Source organism: Arthrobacter sp. Rue61a, assembly GCF_000294695.2.
Taxonomy (GTDB): Bacteria; Actinomycetota; Actinomycetes; order Actinomycetales; family Micrococcaceae; genus Arthrobacter; species Arthrobacter aurescens_A.
In genome coordinates this window covers 721,793-739,375 of record NC_018531.1, presented here as the reverse complement: position 1 = coordinate 739,375, position 17,583 = coordinate 721,793, and the positions used below count along the sequence as shown (strand labels likewise).

At 63.3% G+C, this 17,583-nt stretch carries 17 protein-coding genes and 1 pseudogene; 15 read left to right on the top strand and 3 right to left on the bottom strand.

Features of this window, described 5'->3' with window-relative positions; all coding sequences use genetic code 11:
- Both ARUE_RS03570 and ARUE_RS03565 read left to right on the top strand, forming a co-directional pair.
- Entirely contained in the window at window positions 1-1,602 is a 1,602-nt protein-coding gene (locus ARUE_RS03570) for an ABC transporter permease (protein ID WP_014920750.1), read from the top strand.
- A complete protein-coding gene (locus ARUE_RS03565) occupies window positions 1,599-2,765 on the top strand; it encodes an ABC transporter ATP-binding protein (RefSeq protein WP_187329918.1) in 1,167 nt (388 codons plus the stop codon). Before ARUE_RS03570 ends, ARUE_RS03565 begins: the two co-directional genes overlap by 4 nt.
- Before the next feature lie 13 nt (window positions 2,766-2,778).
- On the opposite strand, the gene ARUE_RS03560 is transcribed toward ARUE_RS03565, so the two are convergent.
- Window positions 2,779-3,372, bottom strand: coding sequence for a YdeI/OmpD-associated family protein (locus tag ARUE_RS03560; protein ID WP_011773499.1), 594 nt, complete (start codon window positions 3,370-3,372; stop codon window positions 2,779-2,781).
- Window positions 3,373-3,446: 74 nt separating this feature from the next.
- Here ARUE_RS03560 and ARUE_RS03555 point away from each other — a divergent pair, with 74 nt between their 5' ends.
- From ARUE_RS03555 to tgt, 5 genes are all read left to right on the top strand, one after another.
- Window positions 3,447-4,160, top strand: coding sequence for a hypothetical protein (locus ARUE_RS03555; RefSeq protein ID WP_014920749.1), 714 nt, complete (start codon window positions 3,447-3,449; stop codon window positions 4,158-4,160).
- Between the two features lie 77 nt (window positions 4,161-4,237).
- Window positions 4,238-4,777, top strand: coding sequence for an NUDIX hydrolase family protein (locus ARUE_RS03550; protein WP_011773488.1), 540 nt, complete (start codon window positions 4,238-4,240; stop codon window positions 4,775-4,777).
- A gap of 73 nt (window positions 4,778-4,850) precedes the next feature.
- Window positions 4,851-5,834, top strand: a complete 984-nt coding sequence (locus tag ARUE_RS03545) for a DUF6707 family protein (RefSeq protein ID WP_011773487.1) — start codon at window positions 4,851-4,853, stop codon at window positions 5,832-5,834.
- A 60-nt stretch (window positions 5,835-5,894) separates the two neighbouring features.
- Window positions 5,895-6,605, top strand: coding sequence for an SRPBCC family protein (locus tag ARUE_RS03540; RefSeq protein WP_011773486.1), 711 nt, complete (start codon window positions 5,895-5,897; stop codon window positions 6,603-6,605).
- A 47-nt stretch (window positions 6,606-6,652) separates the two neighbouring features.
- Complete coding sequence (tgt, locus tag ARUE_RS03535; protein WP_014920747.1) at window positions 6,653-7,963, top strand: tRNA guanosine(34) transglycosylase Tgt; 1,311 nt, start codon at window positions 6,653-6,655, stop codon at window positions 7,961-7,963.
- Between the two features lie 81 nt (window positions 7,964-8,044).
- On the opposite strand, the gene ARUE_RS03530 is transcribed toward tgt, so the two are convergent.
- Entirely contained in the window at window positions 8,045-8,755 is a 711-nt protein-coding gene (locus ARUE_RS03530) for a queuosine precursor transporter (RefSeq protein ID WP_011773484.1), read from the bottom strand.
- A 250-nt stretch (window positions 8,756-9,005) separates the two neighbouring features.
- Between ARUE_RS03530 and ARUE_RS03525 the strand changes: the two genes are divergently transcribed.
- The 3 genes from ARUE_RS03525 to ARUE_RS24595 all read left to right on the top strand — a co-directional run bounded on the left by ARUE_RS03525 (window position 9,006) and on the right by ARUE_RS24595 (window position 11,136).
- Window positions 9,006-9,668, top strand: a complete 663-nt coding sequence (locus tag ARUE_RS03525; RefSeq protein ID WP_011773483.1) for a TetR/AcrR family transcriptional regulator — start codon at window positions 9,006-9,008, stop codon at window positions 9,666-9,668.
- Window positions 9,665-10,573: a TIGR01777 family oxidoreductase gene (locus tag ARUE_RS03520; RefSeq protein ID WP_014920746.1), complete on the top strand. Its 909-nt coding sequence runs from the start codon at window positions 9,665-9,667 to the stop codon at window positions 10,571-10,573. The genes ARUE_RS03525 and ARUE_RS03520 overlap by 4 nt, the downstream gene beginning before the upstream one ends.
- Window positions 10,574-10,650: 77 nt before the next feature.
- Window positions 10,651-11,136, top strand: coding sequence for a hypothetical protein (locus ARUE_RS24595; RefSeq protein ID WP_014920745.1), 486 nt, complete (start codon window positions 10,651-10,653; stop codon window positions 11,134-11,136).
- 92 nt (window positions 11,137-11,228) lie between these two features.
- On the opposite strand, the pseudogene ARUE_RS24590 reads toward ARUE_RS24595, so the two are convergent.
- A pseudogene (locus ARUE_RS24590) lies at window positions 11,229-11,582 on the bottom strand (methyltransferase family protein); the annotation flags it as partial.
- Between the two features lie 456 nt (window positions 11,583-12,038).
- Here ARUE_RS24590 and ARUE_RS03505 point away from each other — a divergent pair.
- From ARUE_RS03505 to ARUE_RS03485, 5 genes are all read left to right on the top strand, one after another.
- Window positions 12,039-13,448, top strand: coding sequence for an MFS transporter (locus tag ARUE_RS03505; protein WP_043471009.1), 1,410 nt, complete (start codon window positions 12,039-12,041; stop codon window positions 13,446-13,448).
- 185 nt (window positions 13,449-13,633) lie between these two features.
- Window positions 13,634-14,296: a response regulator transcription factor gene (locus ARUE_RS03500; RefSeq protein ID WP_011773479.1), complete on the top strand. Its 663-nt coding sequence runs from the start codon at window positions 13,634-13,636 to the stop codon at window positions 14,294-14,296.
- Entirely contained in the window at window positions 14,293-15,708 is a 1,416-nt protein-coding gene (locus ARUE_RS03495) for a sensor histidine kinase (protein WP_014920742.1), read from the top strand. Before ARUE_RS03500 ends, ARUE_RS03495 begins: the two co-directional genes overlap by 4 nt.
- Window positions 15,701-16,690 carry a TAXI family TRAP transporter solute-binding subunit gene (locus ARUE_RS03490; RefSeq protein WP_014920741.1) on the top strand — a complete coding sequence of 330 codons (990 nt, stop codon included), beginning with the start codon at window positions 15,701-15,703 and terminating at the stop codon, window positions 16,688-16,690. The genes ARUE_RS03495 and ARUE_RS03490 overlap by 8 nt, the downstream gene beginning before the upstream one ends.
- A 52-nt stretch (window positions 16,691-16,742) precedes the next feature.
- Entirely contained in the window at window positions 16,743-17,579 is an 837-nt protein-coding gene (locus ARUE_RS03485; RefSeq protein WP_502691434.1) for a hydroxymethylpyrimidine/phosphomethylpyrimidine kinase, read from the top strand.
- Window positions 17,580-17,583 lie beyond the last annotated feature (4 nt).

Below are 17,583 nucleotides of genomic sequence, written 5' to 3'. Positions count from 1 at the left end.
GTGACCACTGATCTATCGGCTCCCAACGTTCCACGTTCAGAGGGAAGCACGACGACGGCGGGCCGGGGCAAGCGCCCCCGCCCGCCTTTCGGCGTTTCCACGGTGTCCTTGCTGGCGGTGCTGATAGCGCTGTTTTCCCTGATTCCGCTGGGCTACGTGCTGTACATGACAGCAGTGACCGGCTGGGACACCGCAGTCGATCTGATCGTGCGTCCCCGTGTGGGCGAACTCCTGCTGAACACGGTGTTGCTGATGGTCTTCACAGTGCCGCTATGCCTGGGGCTCGGAGTGGGCGGTGCCTGGCTGGTGGAACGAACCAGGCTCCGCGGACACCGCTGGTGGGCGGTGCTGTTGGCCGCGCCTTTGGCTATCCCGGCGTTCGTCAACAGCTACTCCTGGGTGTCCGCCGTTCCTTCCTTGGAGGGGCTCTGGTCCGGTGTGCTGATCGCCACGTTGTCCTACTTCCCGTTGGTGTACATCCCTGCCGCGGCGACGCTTGGCCGGTTGGACCCCGCCATCGAGCAGTCCGCGGCATCGTTGGGCCTGGGTTCCTGGGCCGTGTTTTTCCGCGTTGTCCTGCCGCAACTGCGCATCGCCATGACCGGTGGCGCCCTGCTGGTGGCCCTGCATCTGTTGGCTGAGTACGGTGCTTTCGCGATGATCCGCTTTGATACGTTCACCACGGCGATCATGGTCCAATTCCAGTCCACCTTCAACGGCACTGCAGGGAACATGCTGGCGAGCGTCTTGGTGCTCCTGTGCTTGCTGCTGCTGCTGGCCGAAGTCAAAAGTCGGGGCACTGCCCGCTACGCCCGGATCGGCTCCGGCGCGCAGGCGAAGGCTATCCGCGTGCCTCTGGGGGCCTACCAATGGCCTGCTCAGCTTGCACTGCTGGCCCTCACTGTCCTGGCCTTCGGGTTGCCGCTCTGGTTTGTGCTGAAGTGGGTGATGGCGGGCGGTTCGGACGTATGGGCGGCTGAAGACTTAATCCCGGCGCTCTCGCAAACCCTCATGTACGGGGCAGCGGGGGCACTGGTCACCACGGTGGTGGCATTCCCCATGGCTTACCTGGCTGTAAGGCACCCGAGCTGGTTCAGCAAGATGTTGGAACTGTCCAATTACGTCACCAGTTCGCTGCCCGGAATCGTGGTGGGCCTGGCGTTCGTCACCGTCAGCATCCGGGTGGTCCCCGGGGTTTATCAGACCGCGGGGGTCCTGATAGCGGCGTACGTCCTGCTGTTCCTTCCGAGGGCCTTGGTGAACATCCGTGCTGGCTTGGCACAAGCCCCCAAAGAACTCGATGAGGCCGCGCAGTCCTTGGGCAAGACCCCTTTGGAGTCCTTCTTCAAGGTGACGTTGCGGCTCACTGCCCCGGCCGCTGCCGGCGGTGCTGCGTTGGTGTTCCTGGCCATAGTCAACGAGTTGACGGCCACTTTGCTCCTCTCGCCCAACGGTACGCGCACGTTGGCCACTGAATTTTGGAGCAAGAGCAGCGAGATCGACTACGCCGGCGCCGCACCTTACGCGTTGCTGATGATCCTGCTGTCAGCCCCCATGACATACCTTCTCTTCCAACAGTCCAAGAAAGTAGCCGGACAGTGACCGAACAATCCCCTTCCAGGCTTCCTGCGCCGCGGGTAGCCCCATCGGTGGCTCCCACCACGAATGCGCACCTGGATATCCGGGAGGTCACCAAGAACTTTGGCTCCCAGGCCGTGCTGAAGGGCGTGAACCTCTCCGTCGCCAAGGGCGGGACCACTGCGATCGTGGGCCCTTCCGGTTCAGGCAAGACCACGCTGTTGAGGTTGATCGCGGGCTTTGAGCATCCGGACACAGGTTCCATCAGCCTGAACGGTTCCCGGGTGGCCGGAGAAGGCGAGTGGGTGCCCGCGCACAAACGGCAGGTAGGGTACGTTGCCCAAGACGGCGCCTTGTTTCCGCACTTGACGGTGGGACAGAACGTCGCGTTCGGCTTGGATTCAGGAAAGCTCGACGGCGGTCGCGGCGCCGTGAGGTCGCGGGTGCAGGAACTGCTTGAGATGGTGTCCTTGGATGCGTCCATGGCCAAGCGCCGGCCGCACCAATTGTCCGGCGGTCAGCAGCAGCGGGTCGCTTTGGCCCGGGCGTTGGCCCGGGAACCTGAGCTCATGCTCCTTGACGAACCTTTTTCAGCGCTCGACGCCGGACTTCGGGTAGCCACCCGCAGGGCCGTAGCCAAGGTGCTCAGTGCTGCCGGTGTGACCACCATCCTCGTGACCCACGATCAAGCCGAAGCGCTCTCCTTCGCTGACCAGGTGGCCATCATGCGCGGCGGCAAGCTGGCCCAGATAGGCAACCCCTTTGTGGTTTACACCCGTCCGGCTGATCGCGCCACGGCTGAATTCCTTGGCGACGCCGTGATTCTTGAGGCGTGGATGGAAGGCTCCCTGGCCACGTGCTCGCTGGGCGGAATTCCGGTCCGCCGCCCGCCGGCGCAGGGAAGGGTGCAGCTGATGCTGCGGCCGGAGCAAATCCGCATTGCCTCCGATGGGCCTATCCGCGGAGTGGTGGTGGACACGGATTACTTCGGGCCGGAAACCACTGTTCGTATCAAGCTGGGTGAGTACACGGCCCCGGACGGCGGCGCGTCGGGCAACAGTCACCGCTACCCTGGCGGCGGGGAGATCATCACCATCAGGCATTGGAACGCTTCGATCACCAAGCCCGGCACTGAATTGTGTCTGCGCGTGGTGGGCGAAGGCGTGGCGTTTCCGTCCGAAACCTGACCGGCCTGGTGCATTACGTCGGCCGTTTCTTCTGCGGGTACGGCGTTTCGTGGCGGGCAAGCATCTCCACGAAACCGGCGATCTTGCGCGCACGGGTGTCTGCGCGCTTAACCCCGTTGGTGCGGTGAATAAGGGCGAACCGGTTCTGTGATGTCAGGACGTCGAACATTGCCTGAGCTTCCGGGACTGCGGCGATGGCTGCCGCGAGGTCGTCCGGGACCACGGAGTCCGCTGGCCCGGCGTAGGCCGCTTCCCAGCGTCCGTCAGCTTTGGCGGCCTCGACGGCGGCACGTCCGGCGTCGGTCATCCTGCCCTCGGACTCCAGACGGGCAATGTGCCCCACATTCCGCACTGACCAGATGCTCTTGCGGCCGCGGGGTGTCATCCGCTGGAAATAGCTTTGGTCGTCGCGGCTTTTCGCTTGGCCGTCGATCCAGCCAAAGCACAGGGCCTCGTCCAACGCGGCGTCGTAGTCCAACTCCGTGACGTTGCCGCCCTTCTTGTGCAGGATCAGCCACACGCCGGGACTGTCTGCGGCATGCTCCGAAAGCCAAGCACGCCACGCGGCGCCGTCTCGGACAAGAAGTTCTTCAAGCTCAATGGGCATGGACTCATTCTGCTGGGAACGGCAGATACGGCATAGGCTGAAACGCAGAAGCCCTGACAATCCCAGGAGGACCGATGTTGCGAGCCCGCCCCACTCATTACACGTCCCACCCCGAGCAGTGGGACGCGCTCCTTCAGGCTCTGGGTTTGGTGAAGACCGTTGACGACGACGCCTGGCGCGAATACGACGCCGGTTCGGGTCGCGTTGCGGTGGGCTCCGTGGACCATGGCCATCCATTGGACGGATCCACGATCTTTGGGGTCGAAGCAGGAAACCTAGAGGAGTTCGCACGCCGCACCGAGGAAGCCGGCACGCAGGCAGAGCTCCACCAAACTCCCGACGGAGCCACTGTGCGTATCTCCACGGAGGACGGTTTCGAGTTCTTCGCATTCCCCGCGCGGCGTGCCATGGATGGCACGTGGGCCACTTCAAGTGAGGCCGATTCCGCGCTCACCGTGGTAGCCACCTGGGTCAGTCCCTTTGTGGGCTTGGCGGCCAACGACCTCCGGAACATCGGCGCCCGGCCGCGCACGGAGGACGACGAATCAGCCACGTTCACCACCAAGAACGGCGGAACCCTTCGCATCATTCACGGCGCGGATGCCACTAACGGGGACCTCGCGTTCGAGTACGACGGCGATCTGGAACCACTGCTGTCCCGTGTAAAAGATGCAGACATTGAGGCCAGGATCGATGAGGACGTCCTGTACGTCGCCAACCCGGACGCCGTGAGAGGCGCGGCCCCGGCGTCGATAACCATAGGGAAACTTACCGGTTCCCGCCCGTAATACAGCCGAGAGCGTAACCCCGCAGCCACGGCGACGCAGCCAAGGAAGTTCGGCTGGGGATGCGGTAGAACTTAACCATGAGCGTACGTACACCCGACCCGTATCCAGGCTGGCTTTCAGATGAAGACCTCTTCGAAGCCCGCGGCCGACTCCCCATGGTCTATGTGGAGGCTGTTCCGGTCAGGCTGGACCCGCTCGGGTATGTGAACGAAGTCGGCACCCTCCTCCAGGGCGACGCCGACGGAAACATGGTCCGCTACCTCGTCTCCGGCCGCGTCCTCTACCGCGAGACCATCCGCGCGGCCCTCCTGCGGCACATGGAGAAGGACCTCGGCCCCTTGGCTTTCCCGCAGTTGCCCATCAGCCCTGTTCCCTTCACGGTGGCCGAATACTTCCCGGCTCCCTCCCAGACAGGTTTCACGGACGACCGCCAGCACGCCGTTTCGCTGGCTTACATCATTCCTGTGACCGGCGAATGCGACCCCCGCCAGGACGCCTTGGAACTCACGTGGATGACGCCCCAAGAGGTGCTCAGCGACAACGTGCAGCAGGAATTCGACGGCGGCCGCGGGAACCTCGTGCGGCAGGCACTGGCTTTCTCGGGCATCGTCCTCTAGCGGGTCCCGACACCCGCGTCGGCAGCTCTTTGTAGACTGGACGGCGGACCCCACGAGAACCAAAGGACTTCCGATGACTCACAGCCCAGCCACACAGCAATACAAGGAAAAGCAGGCTGGGGACCTGCAGCCCGGGGATTTTGTGTTCCCACCCGGCGACGGGCCGGCCGAGGAAATCGCCGCCGTTGAGGTGGAAAACGACGATTACGGCTTTGCCGCGTTGCTGCTGGTGACACTGGTCGACGGCGGCACGGTGCGGATCGCTGTTGGATCCACCGTTCCTGTGGGTGACGGTGTTCCGGCCGACGCCGAAGGCTCCATCCCAAGCGCCGCGGACTCCAGCACCTCCGCGGAAGGCGACGCCGAGGCTCCCGCCGGACCCGCCGTCGTGGTTCCTCCCCGCCCGGAGACGCCGCCGGCGTACACCGGCCCCACCGCCGAAGAGCTCGCCCTCATCCCCGAGCCCGACGGCACACCCGAAGCCGTAGTCCGTGCCGCCGCCGCCAACCACAAAGGCAAGAACGGGGTGCAGGTCCTGGCAGAACGGCTGGCGAAGGGCATCAACACGAAGTCCGGAAGCTGCCTCCGGGACCTCAGTGACCTCGCCTTTGACCTGTGCATCGTGCTGCGCGATCCGGACCACGCCTTGACCGTCGCCGACCTGCTGAATGTGTTGCCGTTTGACGGAAACCTGGACCGCTGGGCGTCCATCGAGCGGGCGCTGGCGTTGTCCAGTTTCATCTGCCGCGAGGCCGGACAAAGCGAACGAGCCGCGGTCTACGAGAAACTGCTGCGCGCGCCCGAGTCCCAGGAAGAAGACCCCTTCAAAGCCCGGATCAATGCCCGGGTCCGGCAGCGCTCGCTGAACGAACCCAACCTGTACGACAAAGAAATCTTCCGGGCGATCGATAACGGCAACCACGAAGCCGAGCGCGAATGGCGGTTCCTGCGGCTCGAAGCGCTGATGTTCCTGCGCGCCCACGGCGGATCGAAGACCATCGACGAGGACGAGCTGGCCCGGCGGATCGGCAATGAACTCGAGTCGGTGCGCGCGTAACGCTATTTCGGGAATATCAAGCCCTGTTCTGTGGGCGCCAACGGCGGTAGATTCGGGGCCATGACGAACAATCTGAGCGTTGTGATTAATGCCGACGCGCAGCAGGTTTGGACAATGCTGCGTGAACCGTCGCTGGTAGCCCAATGGCACGGCTGGGAAGCCGATGACCTCAACGACGAAATCAAACAGATCTACTTCAACACAGATGTTGTGGAGGGGCCCGATCATACGAGCCTGACCGTCAACGGCGGCGATGTCTTTGAGCTCCACCCCGTCTCCGGTGGTACCGAAGTGCGGGTCACCAGGGCCGCCCTCGACCACAACTCGGAATGGGCCGAGTGGGATGAGGACATCACCCAGGGCTGGCTCACGTTCCTGCACCAGCTGCGCTTCGCGCTGGAACGGCACCCCCACGGGCACCGACGTACGCACTTCATCTCTCTTCCGGGCAAGGGCGGGCCGGCGATTGAGAAGCTGGGACTCGGGGATTTGCCGCCTGTTGGGGAGGAGTACTCACTCACACTCGCCACCGGCGAGAAGATCTCCGGCAAGGTCTGGTTCAAGAGCCGCCACCAGGTGGGCCTCACCGTGCACAGCTACGCCGAGCATGGGGACGGACTGCTGATCGTCGCGGAGCAGCTGCCGATTCCGGAAAAAAGGCCCGACGGCGGGTCAATGGTGATTGCCTCCACCTACGATCTGGGAGCCCACACGTTGGCTGACATCCGGTCCTCGTGGGACAACTGGAAGGCTGAGAACTACGGTTCGTAGAGGTTTTTGGGCAAGTTACCCGCGGTAAAGCTGGCACACTTGGTAGCGTGCCAGCTTCCTCTTCTGCTCCTGCTTCTTCTCCTGCGCTGCCCGGTTTGTCCCAACGGCAATCCGAGTTCTCCTTTTCGGTGGGCAAGCGCCTGACGGAAACGTGCTCGCCGTCGGACTCTCAGGTGGACGCCAACGGCGGCGCTTTCCTGGGCCGCACCGGAACCATCACCACGCCGCACGGGACCATCCAGACGCCCGCGTTCATCGCCGTCGGGACCAAAGCAACCGTCAAGGCAGTGCTGCCGGAGTCGATCGCCGAGCTCGGCGCGCAGGCTGTCCTGGCCAACGCCTACCACCTGTACCTGCAGCCGGGACCTGAGATCCTCGACGCCGCGGGCGGGCTGGGCGCGTTCATGAACTGGTCCGGGCCTACCTTCACAGACTCGGGCGGATTCCAAGTGATGAGCCTCGGCTCCGGGTTCAAAAAAGTCATCGACATGAAGAACGTGGACAGCTCAGGACCCGACGACGCAGTAGCGCCCGGCAAGGAGCGGCTGGCGCACATTGACGACGACGGAGTCTGGTTCAAATCGCACCTCAACGGGGATCGGCACCGCTTCTCCCCCGAAATTTCCATGCAAGTCCAGCACCAGATCGGCGCGGACATCATGTTCGCTTTCGACGAGCTCACCACGCTGCAGAACTCACGGGCTTATCAGGAGGAGTCGCTTGAACGGACCCGGTTGTGGGCGCTGCGGTGCTTGGAGGAGCACGCTCGCTTGACCTCATCCCGTGTGGGCAAGCCGTACCAGGCGCTGTTCGGCGTGATCCAGGGCGCCCAGTACGAGGACCTGCGCCGCAAGGCATGCCAAGACCTTGGCGCCATGCCCTTTGACGGGTACGGCATCGGCGGGGCGCTGGAGAAGGAAAACCTTGGCACGATCGTCCGCTGGTGCAACGAGGAACTTCCCGAGGACAAGCCCCGGCACCTGCTGGGCATCTCGGAGCCGGACGACATTTTCACGGCCGTCGAGAACGGCGCCGACACGTTCGACTGCGTCTCCCCCACCCGCGTTGCCCGGAACTCCGCGTTCTACACGCCGTTCGGCCGGTTCAACCTGTCCGGCGCTAAGTACAAGACCGACTTCGGGCCCCTGCAGGACGGCTGCGACTGCTACACCTGCGTGAACTATTCGCGGGCCTACATCCACCACCTGTTCAAGGCCAAGGAAATGCTCTCGGCAACCCTGATCTCCATCCACAACGAGCGTTTTGTGGTGAAGATGGTGGACGACGCCCGCCTCGCCATCGAATCCGGGGACTTCCTTGAGTTCAAGGCGGAGACTCTGGGCCGGTACTACTCCTAGGCGTCGAGTTCGCCGGAAGCATGCGTGAGCGTGCGGAATCTTGCGGCGACCTCACACGCTTCCGGCGAACTCGGCGAAAGCCTACGCCGCGACGACTCCGTAGCTCGGCTCGCGCTTCTTGATCCAGCCAACAACCAGCACTGTGACCGGGACGAACAGGAACTCCACGGCGGTCTTGTAGACGAAGCCCACCAGGACGTAGTTCAGGAACGAGCCGAAGTCCGTGATGCCAATGACCGACGCCGCGATGCTGCAGAAGATCAGGGTGTCCACGAATTCACCCACCACCGATGAGCCCATCAGGCGCGCCCACAGTGACTTCTCGCCGGTGCGGGCCTTCATCTTCACCAGGATCCAGGAGTTGATGGTCTGCCCGGCCAGGAAAGCGAGCAGCGAACCGAGGACGATCAGCGGAACCGGGCCCAAGGCACCTTCGATGGCAGCCTGCTTGGCGGTTCCATACTCGTCATTGAAGCCGGGCAGCACGATGATGATCCAGTAGCAAAGGGATGCGAACACCGAGAGCGCGAACGAGGTGATGATGGCCTTGCGCGCCACCTTGAAGCCGTAGACCTCACTCATGACGTCGCCCAGAATGTAGGCGAGCGGGAACAGGAAGAACCCGCCGTCAGTGATGATCGGGCCAAGCACGACGCCCTTGGACGCGCCGATGTTGGACAGGATCAGCACCACGGCCATGATGGCCAGCATGATGCCGAAATACGGGGAGCCGATCGAAGCGAAGCGCGGAGCGGGCTTGCTCAAAGTACTGGAGCCGGAGGGCGAGGGCATGGGTCATCCATTTCGTAGTGGTTCGCGCAGGCCCCCATAGTGAGGTTGCCCCGCTGTATTAGCACTGTGGTTGGTGGGGCATCGGGCCCGGCACCGGTTCCATTCTCCCACCACGGACCCTCTCTCACATCCCGCGCGCTTCCGAGCAGCCCTCTCTCACCTCCCACCATCCCGTCGCCGTTTTGAACACGTTCAGAAAAGTGACATACTCGTTCTTGAACACGTTCAAAATTCACGCAAGGAGCAGCTGGTGGCAGCAAAGAGTGAACAGACCCGGCAATTGGTGGCCGATGTTGCGCTGAAGATGTTCCGCGAAGTCGGCTTCGAAAAGACCACCATGCGCGCCATTGCACAGGAGGCCGGAGTCTCGGTCGGCAACGCCTACTACTACTTCGCTTCCAAGGACGAGCTGGTCCAGGAGCTGTACATCCAAGTCCAGGATGAGCACGCCGTGGTTGCGGCGCAGGCCCTCGAAGGGGTTCAGGATCTCGCGGGGCGCCTGAAAGCAGTGCTCCACACCGGCGTCGACGTCATGGCGCCGTACCACCAGTTCGGTTCCGATTTCATCGCGACGGCGATCCGGCCGTCGTCGCCCGTCAATCCGTTCGGCGCGGCGTCCACCGCCGCCCGCGAGGCTTCCCTCGCGATCTTCCGTTCCGCCGTCGAAGGTTCCTCTCCCGCCGTCGCCAAGAAACTGCGCGGCGACCTGCCTGAGCTGCTGTGGTTGGCGTACATGGGCGTCGCGCTGTTCTGGGTTTACGACAAATCCGAGGACCAGCGCCGGACACGAAAACTTATCGACGGCGCTGCCCCGCTGGTGGCGCGCGGCCTGTCGCTGGCGAAGATTCCCGGTGTCAGCAAGGTGTTCGACGACGTCCTGGGGCTCGTGCGCAGTGTCAAGGAAGAGTCATGATGTCGCGGACGGTGGTGATCGCGGGTGCTTCCGGCTTCATTGGAGGCTACTTCAAGCAGCGGTTCATTGCCGAGGGGTGGCAGGTCCGGACCGTTGGGCGGGACGCCTCGGCGGACGCGCAATGGCACGACGACGGCGCCATCACCAAAGTGCTGGACGGCGCCGAGCTGCTGGTGAACCTCGCCGGACGGTCTGTGAATTGCCGCTACGACGAGAAGCACCGGCGGGAGATTCTGGACTCCCGCGTTCTGACCACACGTGCATTGGGCCGGGCTGTGGCTGCCTGCGCCGAACCGCCCCGGACGTGGATCAACTCGAGTACTGGAACCATCTACCGGCACGCCGAAGATCACCCACAGTCGGAGGTCTCGGGCGAATTGGGCAGCGGGTTCTCCGTGGACGTAGCCCGGGCTTGGGAGGATGAGTTAGCGGCTGCTGTTGTGCCGGCTACGCGGAAGGTGCCGCTGCGCATTGCGATCGTGTTGGGGGCCGGCGGGGTCATGAGCCCCCTCCGTAACCTGGCCCGGCTTGGCCTGGGTGGACACATGGGCCCGGGCACGCAAAAGTTCAGCTGGATCCATGTGGAGGACTTGTTCCGGGCGGTGGTGTTTATCCACGCGGATCCCGGAGTGACGGGTCCGGTGAACGCAGCGTCGCCCTACCCCGTGGACAACCGGGAGCTGATGGCCCTGGTTCGACGGAGCATGGGTGTCCCCTTTGGCATCCCGACGCCAGCGTGGCTGCTTGAGGCCGGAGCCGTTCTGATCCGTACGCAAACGGAGTTGGTGCTGAAGAGCAGATGGGTGGAGCCCCGAAAACTGCTCGATGCCGGCTTCACGTTTGAGTACCCGTCGTTGGCAGGCGCCCTCAACCAGATCGCGAACCCCACACGCTCTCTCACATAACCGCCCCTTCAGCCAAACCATCTCTCACCTAACCGCCCCTTCAGCCGAACGCTCTCTCACATCACTCGGAGGTAATCGTGAGCCAGGAACCATGGACCGACGAAGATGAGTACGCGCTGGCAACAAAACGCCCAACCGGAGGCTGGCGTTACGGCCCGAAGGACCGGGTGGTGCTGGGTTGGAAAGGCTTAGTTGTAGGAATCGTCGTGGCTGACGCGGTGTTCTTCCTCTCCTGGGCCATTCCGTCCTGGAACCTCAACCCAAGCCAAGCCAGCTACACCATGACCATGACGGCGACGGCGATGATCATAGGGATCATCCCGATCGGCGTCGTGGGGACAGCTGTCGGTTGGCCTTTGGGGGTGGCATTGCGAAGCATCCGCAACCAGTGGGTTCATGTAGCCGCATTCTTCGCGGCCGGGGCGATCATCTGCGTCCCCTTCGGAGGATTTTGGAGCTCCTCCGCATGGACCTTCCCTTTATCCATCGCCTTCGCAGCCGGCGTTGGCCGCCTCGCTGTCTGGAAGCTGGCGCGAATCAACCACGCCGGCGATCCGACGTAGCGGGGAACATCCCTCTCATAGTCTGCGTAGGACTGGCCAAACCGCTCCTGGAGCGCAGACTCTTCCCACTGCGCGCCAAGGTGTTCCACCAGCATTCCAGCAGGCAAAGTCATCACAGCCCAAGCAGAACCTCGGTTGACTGCAACTCCCGCATGGATGAGCCACCACCCCAGGTACATTGGGTGGCGACTCAGGGCATAGGGTCCGCTGGTGACCAGGTCCTCGGGGTGGCCCAAGGAAAAGTTTCCGGTCGTTTTACGCCGGCGCTCCGCGACTGCCCACCCGGCGATCCCCGCGCCAACCAATGCCAAGCCAACACCGGCTGCTTTGAGCCGGGCATTGGGCTCTGCGACGCGAGCGGGGCGCAGGCGATTGAGGACTTCATCAAGCACCAGGCCAACAACCTGTCCTGGCGGCAGCGGGATCCTCGCTGCCTCCTGCAGCATTACGCGAGCTGTTCGAAGAACTGCGCCCATGCCACGAAGATAACTCCGGCCGTTCCCGAAAGCTACTGAGAGAGCGACGCAACCAAACACGAGGGACCTGAGAGAGCGACGCAACCAAACCCGAGGGACCTGAGAGAGCGACGCAGCCAAACCCGGGTGATGTGAGAGAGCGTCGTGCCGCGTAGCCGAGCCGCCGCCGTCGAGCCTTGGCGTTCGCGGGTTGGGGTCCCACCAAACTCAAGCCGAAACCTAAGGAAGTGTTAGGAAATCCCCCGCGGACTAGGGCTGTGCCGTGCATCACCCATAGTTTGGAACATGTCCTCTTCACCCTGGAGGGCCTTTCTTAGTCGACGAAGAGCCATGCGCAAGGACGCCATGAGCACGAGCTTCATGGACAGAACGAACTCATGCAAGACACGGCCGCTGCAAAACGCTGCCGTCCAGGAAGGTTCATTGATGAGCACCCAACAAGCTGCACCTCTGAGCGAAGCCGCCCAGACACGCAAGGCCGTGAGCAACATCCTCAAGGGCTCCGCGGGCAACCTCGTGGAGTGGTTCGACGTTTATGTCTATACCGCTTTTGCGGCGTATTTCCAGTCGCACTTTTTCAACTCCTCGGACGATCTGCAGGCAGGCCTTGAGGCGATGGCGGTCTTCTCGACGTCGTTCCTTATGCGCCCGATCGGCAGCTGGTTCTTCGGCCGCTACGCCGACCGTAAGGGCCGCAAAGCTGCGCTGACACTCAGCGTGACCATGATGTCGGCGGGATCTTTCGCCATCGCGATCCTGCCAACGCAGGACGTCATCGGCCTCTGGGCTCTGATCCTGCTGGTGTTTATCCGCATGATCCAGGGCTTCTCGGTGGGTGGCGAGTACGGCACCAGCGCTACGTACATGTCCGAGGCTGCAACGGCCAAGCGCCGCGGTTTCTTCTCCAGCTTCCAGTACGTGACGCTGATCGGCGGCCAGATGCTGGCCCTCCTGGTGCTGGTGATCCTGCAGAACACCATGAGCAAGGAAGACCTGACGGCGTGGGGTTGGCGCATTCCGTTCGCCTTGGGTGGCGTTGCTGCGTTGGTTGTTCTCTGGCTTCGCCGTTCGATGGAAGAGACTCTTTCCGCAGACCAACTCCGCGCCGCACACGTCAAGGTTGAGGGTGAAGCGCAGCCTGGCACCATGAAGCTGCTGTTCACCAAGCACTGGAAGCCGCTGCTGATCTGCATCGGCATCACCCTGGGTGGCACCGTGGCGTTCTACACGTACACCAACTTCATCCTCAAGTTCATGAACGATACGTCCGGCATCGCCAAGACCGACACCTCCGTCATCAACTTCTGGGCTCTGTTCATCTTCATGCTGCTGCAGCCCGTGTATGGCATGCTCTCGGACAAGATCGGCCGGAAGCCGTTGTTGATCTGGTTCGGCGTCACTGGCGTACTGTTCACGTGGCCGCTGCTCTCCACACTGGCTGGAACCAAGGACCCGTTCGTGGCATTCCTCCTGATGTTCGGTGGCCTGCTGATGGTGGGCGGCTACACGTCCATCAACGCGCTGGTGAAGGCTGAACTGTTCCCGGCATCCATCCGCGCACTCGGCGTTGGACTCGGTTATGCGATTGCCAACTCGCTGTTCGGCGGCACCGTTCCACTGATTGGAGCTGCGCTGCAGAAGTCGGGCCAGGTGGATTTGTTCTTCACCTACGTCACCGCCGCGATCTTCATCTCGCTGCTGGTTTACATCTTCGCGCTGAAAAACAAGAAGTCGACTCACCTGGATGCGGAGCAGGGCCACGCCTTCGTGGCGAAAGGCACCGCAAAGGGCGCTGCGAAGGACGACGACGACAAGAAGGACCTGGTCAACGCCTGATCTGTTTCTGCGCCTGATCTGTGCGCCTTGTGAGGCCCGTTCTGCGCTCTTTGGATACTCCGAAGGGCGCGGAGCGGGCCTCACAACGTTAAGCTCTAGTAGCGGACAAGCCCTACGGACTGGCCCAACCAGCTCGAACGGACCAGCCCCGCGGACCAGCCCACGGCAAGCCAAAGGACATGACAGTGCACGTGCTCATCGTCGAGGATGACGACGCCATGGCGTCGGCCTTGAGTGCAGCCGTCGCCTCCGCCGGCCACAAGCACACCCGGGTTTCCCGCGGGGAGGATGCGCTGCTCGCTCACCGCCAGCACGAGGTCATCCTTCTTGACCTCGGCCTTCCGGACCTGGATGGCTTGGACGTCCTGCGGAAACTTCGCCAGGTCACACAGATCCCCATCCTGATCCTGACTGCCCGCGACGACGAACGCAGCGTGGTGCTGGGTCTCCGATCCGGAGCGGATGACTACCTCGTCAAACCGGTGAAGCTCGTGGAATTGCTCGCCAGGATCGAAGCCGTGACGCGTCGGACCAACAGGGTGGGCAACACAGCACCCCACAACATAGTCCTCGGAGAACTGGAAGTGGACCTCGACCGCCGCCTGGCATCCGTGGGCCAAAGGCAACTGGCCCTGACCGCAACGGAGTTCGACCTCCTGAGCCTCCTCGTCAGGAACGCAGGCTCGGTGGTGACCCGGGAGCAGATCCTGGACGCGCTTTGGGGTGACGCGTTCCTGGCACACTCCAGGTCCTTGGACGTGCACCTCACAGGCCTCAGGTCCAAGCTCCAGCTTCCCGGATTCATCATCAACGTCCGAGGCGTCGGCTACCGCGTAGAGCAACCGTGAAAGTCCGCGTTCTGGCCATCCTGAGCCTGCTTGTGGTGGTCATCGTTGTGACGGTTTCCAGCGTGATCCTCACATCGGCCAGCCGAGAGCTCACCCAGGAACTGCAGATCAACCGTGTCGCAGCCCTTAACCGTTTCGCGCAGCTGGCCAGCGACTCCGCAGAGGACAACAACACAACTCAACTGCAACGGGAAATGGACCGGTATTCCGAGCTTTATGGTGAAGGGATCCTGATCCGGCTTCAAGAAAAGAAGATCCGCTCCGGCGGCCTCAGCGAGGACCAGCCCGAGGTCCGCGACGCCCTCAACCGGGCGAGTCTCAACCTCAGCGACACCACGCTGAACCCCATTCGCGCCTTCGGGACCGGCAACGACATCATTTCCAGGCCCTTCGGCACAGCGAGCCAGGTCCTCGGCGAAGTGGTTGTTGAAGTCAACCTCGACGCCGCGCGGCAGAAACTACGCGAGCGGTGGCTCGTGGTTGGACTTGCCGCGGCGGCGCTGGGTGCGCTGCTCCTGGTGGCGGCGTCCCGCATCACGGCTTGGGTTCTTCGGCCGGTCCACAGACTGAGCAAGGCAGTCCACGAGCTCGAAGCCACGGGTAAGACCAGCCAGCTTCCCGAGGCCGGTCCGCCTGAGCTCCGCGAGCTGAGCCGGTCCTTCACGGCCATGGCAGATACCGTGACCGAAAGCATGGAGTCACAGCGCCGGCTCATCGCCGATACTTCACATCAGCTCCGTAACCCTGTTGGCGCGCTGCGCCTGCGCATCGATCTGCTGCAGCTCGCCCTGCGATCGGAACCCGGGAAAGAAGCTGCGGCCGGCGTGGTGGCGGAACTTGAGCGGGTTGAGGAAATGCTCGAAGGCGTGCTGAAGCTGGCTACCGCTGAACACTGGGCTTCTGAAGGGTCTGCCCGTGCGGAACAGGAATCAGGGCACCAGCGTTTGGGCATCACCAATCCTTTCCCGGTCCTTCAGGGCGAAGTGGAAAGGGCGACGCCGGCAGCTCACCTTGCGGGGGCACAGCTGACGTTGGTGGGCCCACCGTCTGACAGCCCGATCGTGTGCGACCCCGACGAACTCGCACACATGGTGGGCGAACTCCTCGCCAATGCCATCAAGTACGCCCCGGGTGCCCGCATTACCGTGGCCATCAAAGCTACGAAAGGAGGCACCGCCGTCGAGATTTCCGACGACGGTCCCGGCCTCCCGGCCGAACAGCTCGCCGCGTCCACCACCAGGTTCTGGCGGGCGCCGCAGCACAGCAGTATCCCTGGCAACGGGCTGGGCATGACCATCGTGGAGCGGCTGGCAGAAGCAAATGGCGCGAAGTTGGTCCTGGAATCGCGCGAGCCGCACGGGCTCACTGCCCGTCTCGAGTTCGCACGACCACGGGAGGACGGTCATGCTTGAGTTCCCTGTCATGTCCCGGCGGAGTGTCCTTCAAACCGCCGTCGCACTTAGCCTGGGCGGCAGTCTGCTCACGGCCACCGCCGCGTGCACTCCGGAGGAACCCCTGCAGGAGCTCACCGTCGCCGGTGGTGAAGCCGGCGGCTTCTATCTGGAGTTCGCCACCCTCCTGGCGGCGCTGCTGCAGCGGGAGCGCGTCGCCGGAAGGGCCGTCGCATTGACCACTGGCGGCAGTCTGGAGAACATCCAGCGGGTCCTGTCCGGCGAGGCGACCTTCGCCGTCGCGCTGGCCGACGCAGCAGCCCAAGCAGCCGCGCCCGCCGGTAAGCCAGCGCAGCCCGAAAGCAAGTTGGTGGCGCTTGGGAAGGTGTACCAGAACTACGTCCACTGCCTGGTGCGGGAGGACAGCGGAATCCGCACCTTTACTGACTTGGCAGGGAAGGCTGCGGGCGTGGGCGAAGTGGGCTCGGGGACAACGCTCACGGCCGGTCGGATCATTGCGGCCGCGGGACTGTCTGAGCCGGACCGGGCTGTGAAGCAGGTGAACCTTGGTTTGAACCAAGCTCTGGCTGCCTTGAAGGACGGGTCCATCGACGTCATGATCCAGTCGGGAGGCGTACCTACGGCACCCATCGCTGCCGCGGCGCGGGACCTCGGCGTCCGGCTGCTTGACCTCTCCGACCTCATTCCGGCCACGCGGGCTCAGTCCGGGTTCTTCTACGACCGCGTCCTCATCCCCGCCAACAGCTACGGGGACGCGCCGGCTGTGTGGACCGTCGGCGTCGCGAACCTTCTTCTGTGCCGCAGCGATCTGGCGGACCATGTTGTTCGGCAAACTGTGGAGCTGTTGGTGGAACAAGCCCAGGATCTGGTTCCGAAATCCAGCACCGGCGTGCAATTCCTTAGCCCGGAGACGTTAATCAACACGGCCGGTGTCCCCTTGCATCCGGCGGCGGAGGCCGCCTATCGGGCACTGCATGGGTAGCCCTCACGGGCCAAAATCGGTCCACGGCCGGGCAACTGGCAAAATGGAAACCATGACTTCAGCCGTTGCCCCTGCCATTGCCCTGACCATCGCCGGTTCCGAAGCGACCGGCGGCGCCGGTGCGCAGGCCGACCTCAAGACCTTCCAGGAACTCGGAGTGTTCGGCATAGCAAACCTCACCTGCATCGTGTCCTTCAACCCGCAGGACAACTGGAACCACCGTTTTGTCCCGGTGGATCAGCAGGTCATCGCGGACCAGTTGGAGGCCACGACGGCGGCATACGGTGCCGCTTCCGGCGCACCTTCGGTCCTGGACACCGTGAAGATCGGCATGCTGGGAAGCCCAGCAACCATCAGCACCGTGGAGAAGGCACTGACTGACGGCGATTTCGCGAATGTGGTTTTGGACCCGGTTTTGATCTGCAAGGGCCAGGAGCCGGGCCACGCCTTGGACACTGATCAGGCGCTGAAGGCCCAGATCCTGCCGCTGGCTACCTTCGTCACGCCGAACCACTTCGAAGCGGAGTCGCTGTCAGGGCTGACCATTAGCGATGAAGAGTCGCTCAAGGCTGCTGCTATCAGGATCCACGAGATCAGCGGTGCAGCAGTCCTCGCCAAAGGTGGCGTGCGGCTGGAAGGCCCCGACGCCGTCGACGTTTACTACGACGGCGAGACGCTGGAAGTCCTGCGCGCCCCGAAGGTTGGCGAAGTGGCTGTGTCCGGCGCTGGTTGCTCCCTTGCTGCAGCTGTGACCGCCGAGCTCGCCAAGGGTGCGAGGCCCCTTGAAGCAGCCCGGACTGCGAAGGCTTTCGTGACTGCCGGCATCAAGAACCGGGTGTCCTCCGGTGCGCCGTTCGATGCCCTGTGGCAGGGCGGGGCTTTGAGCTAGCTCT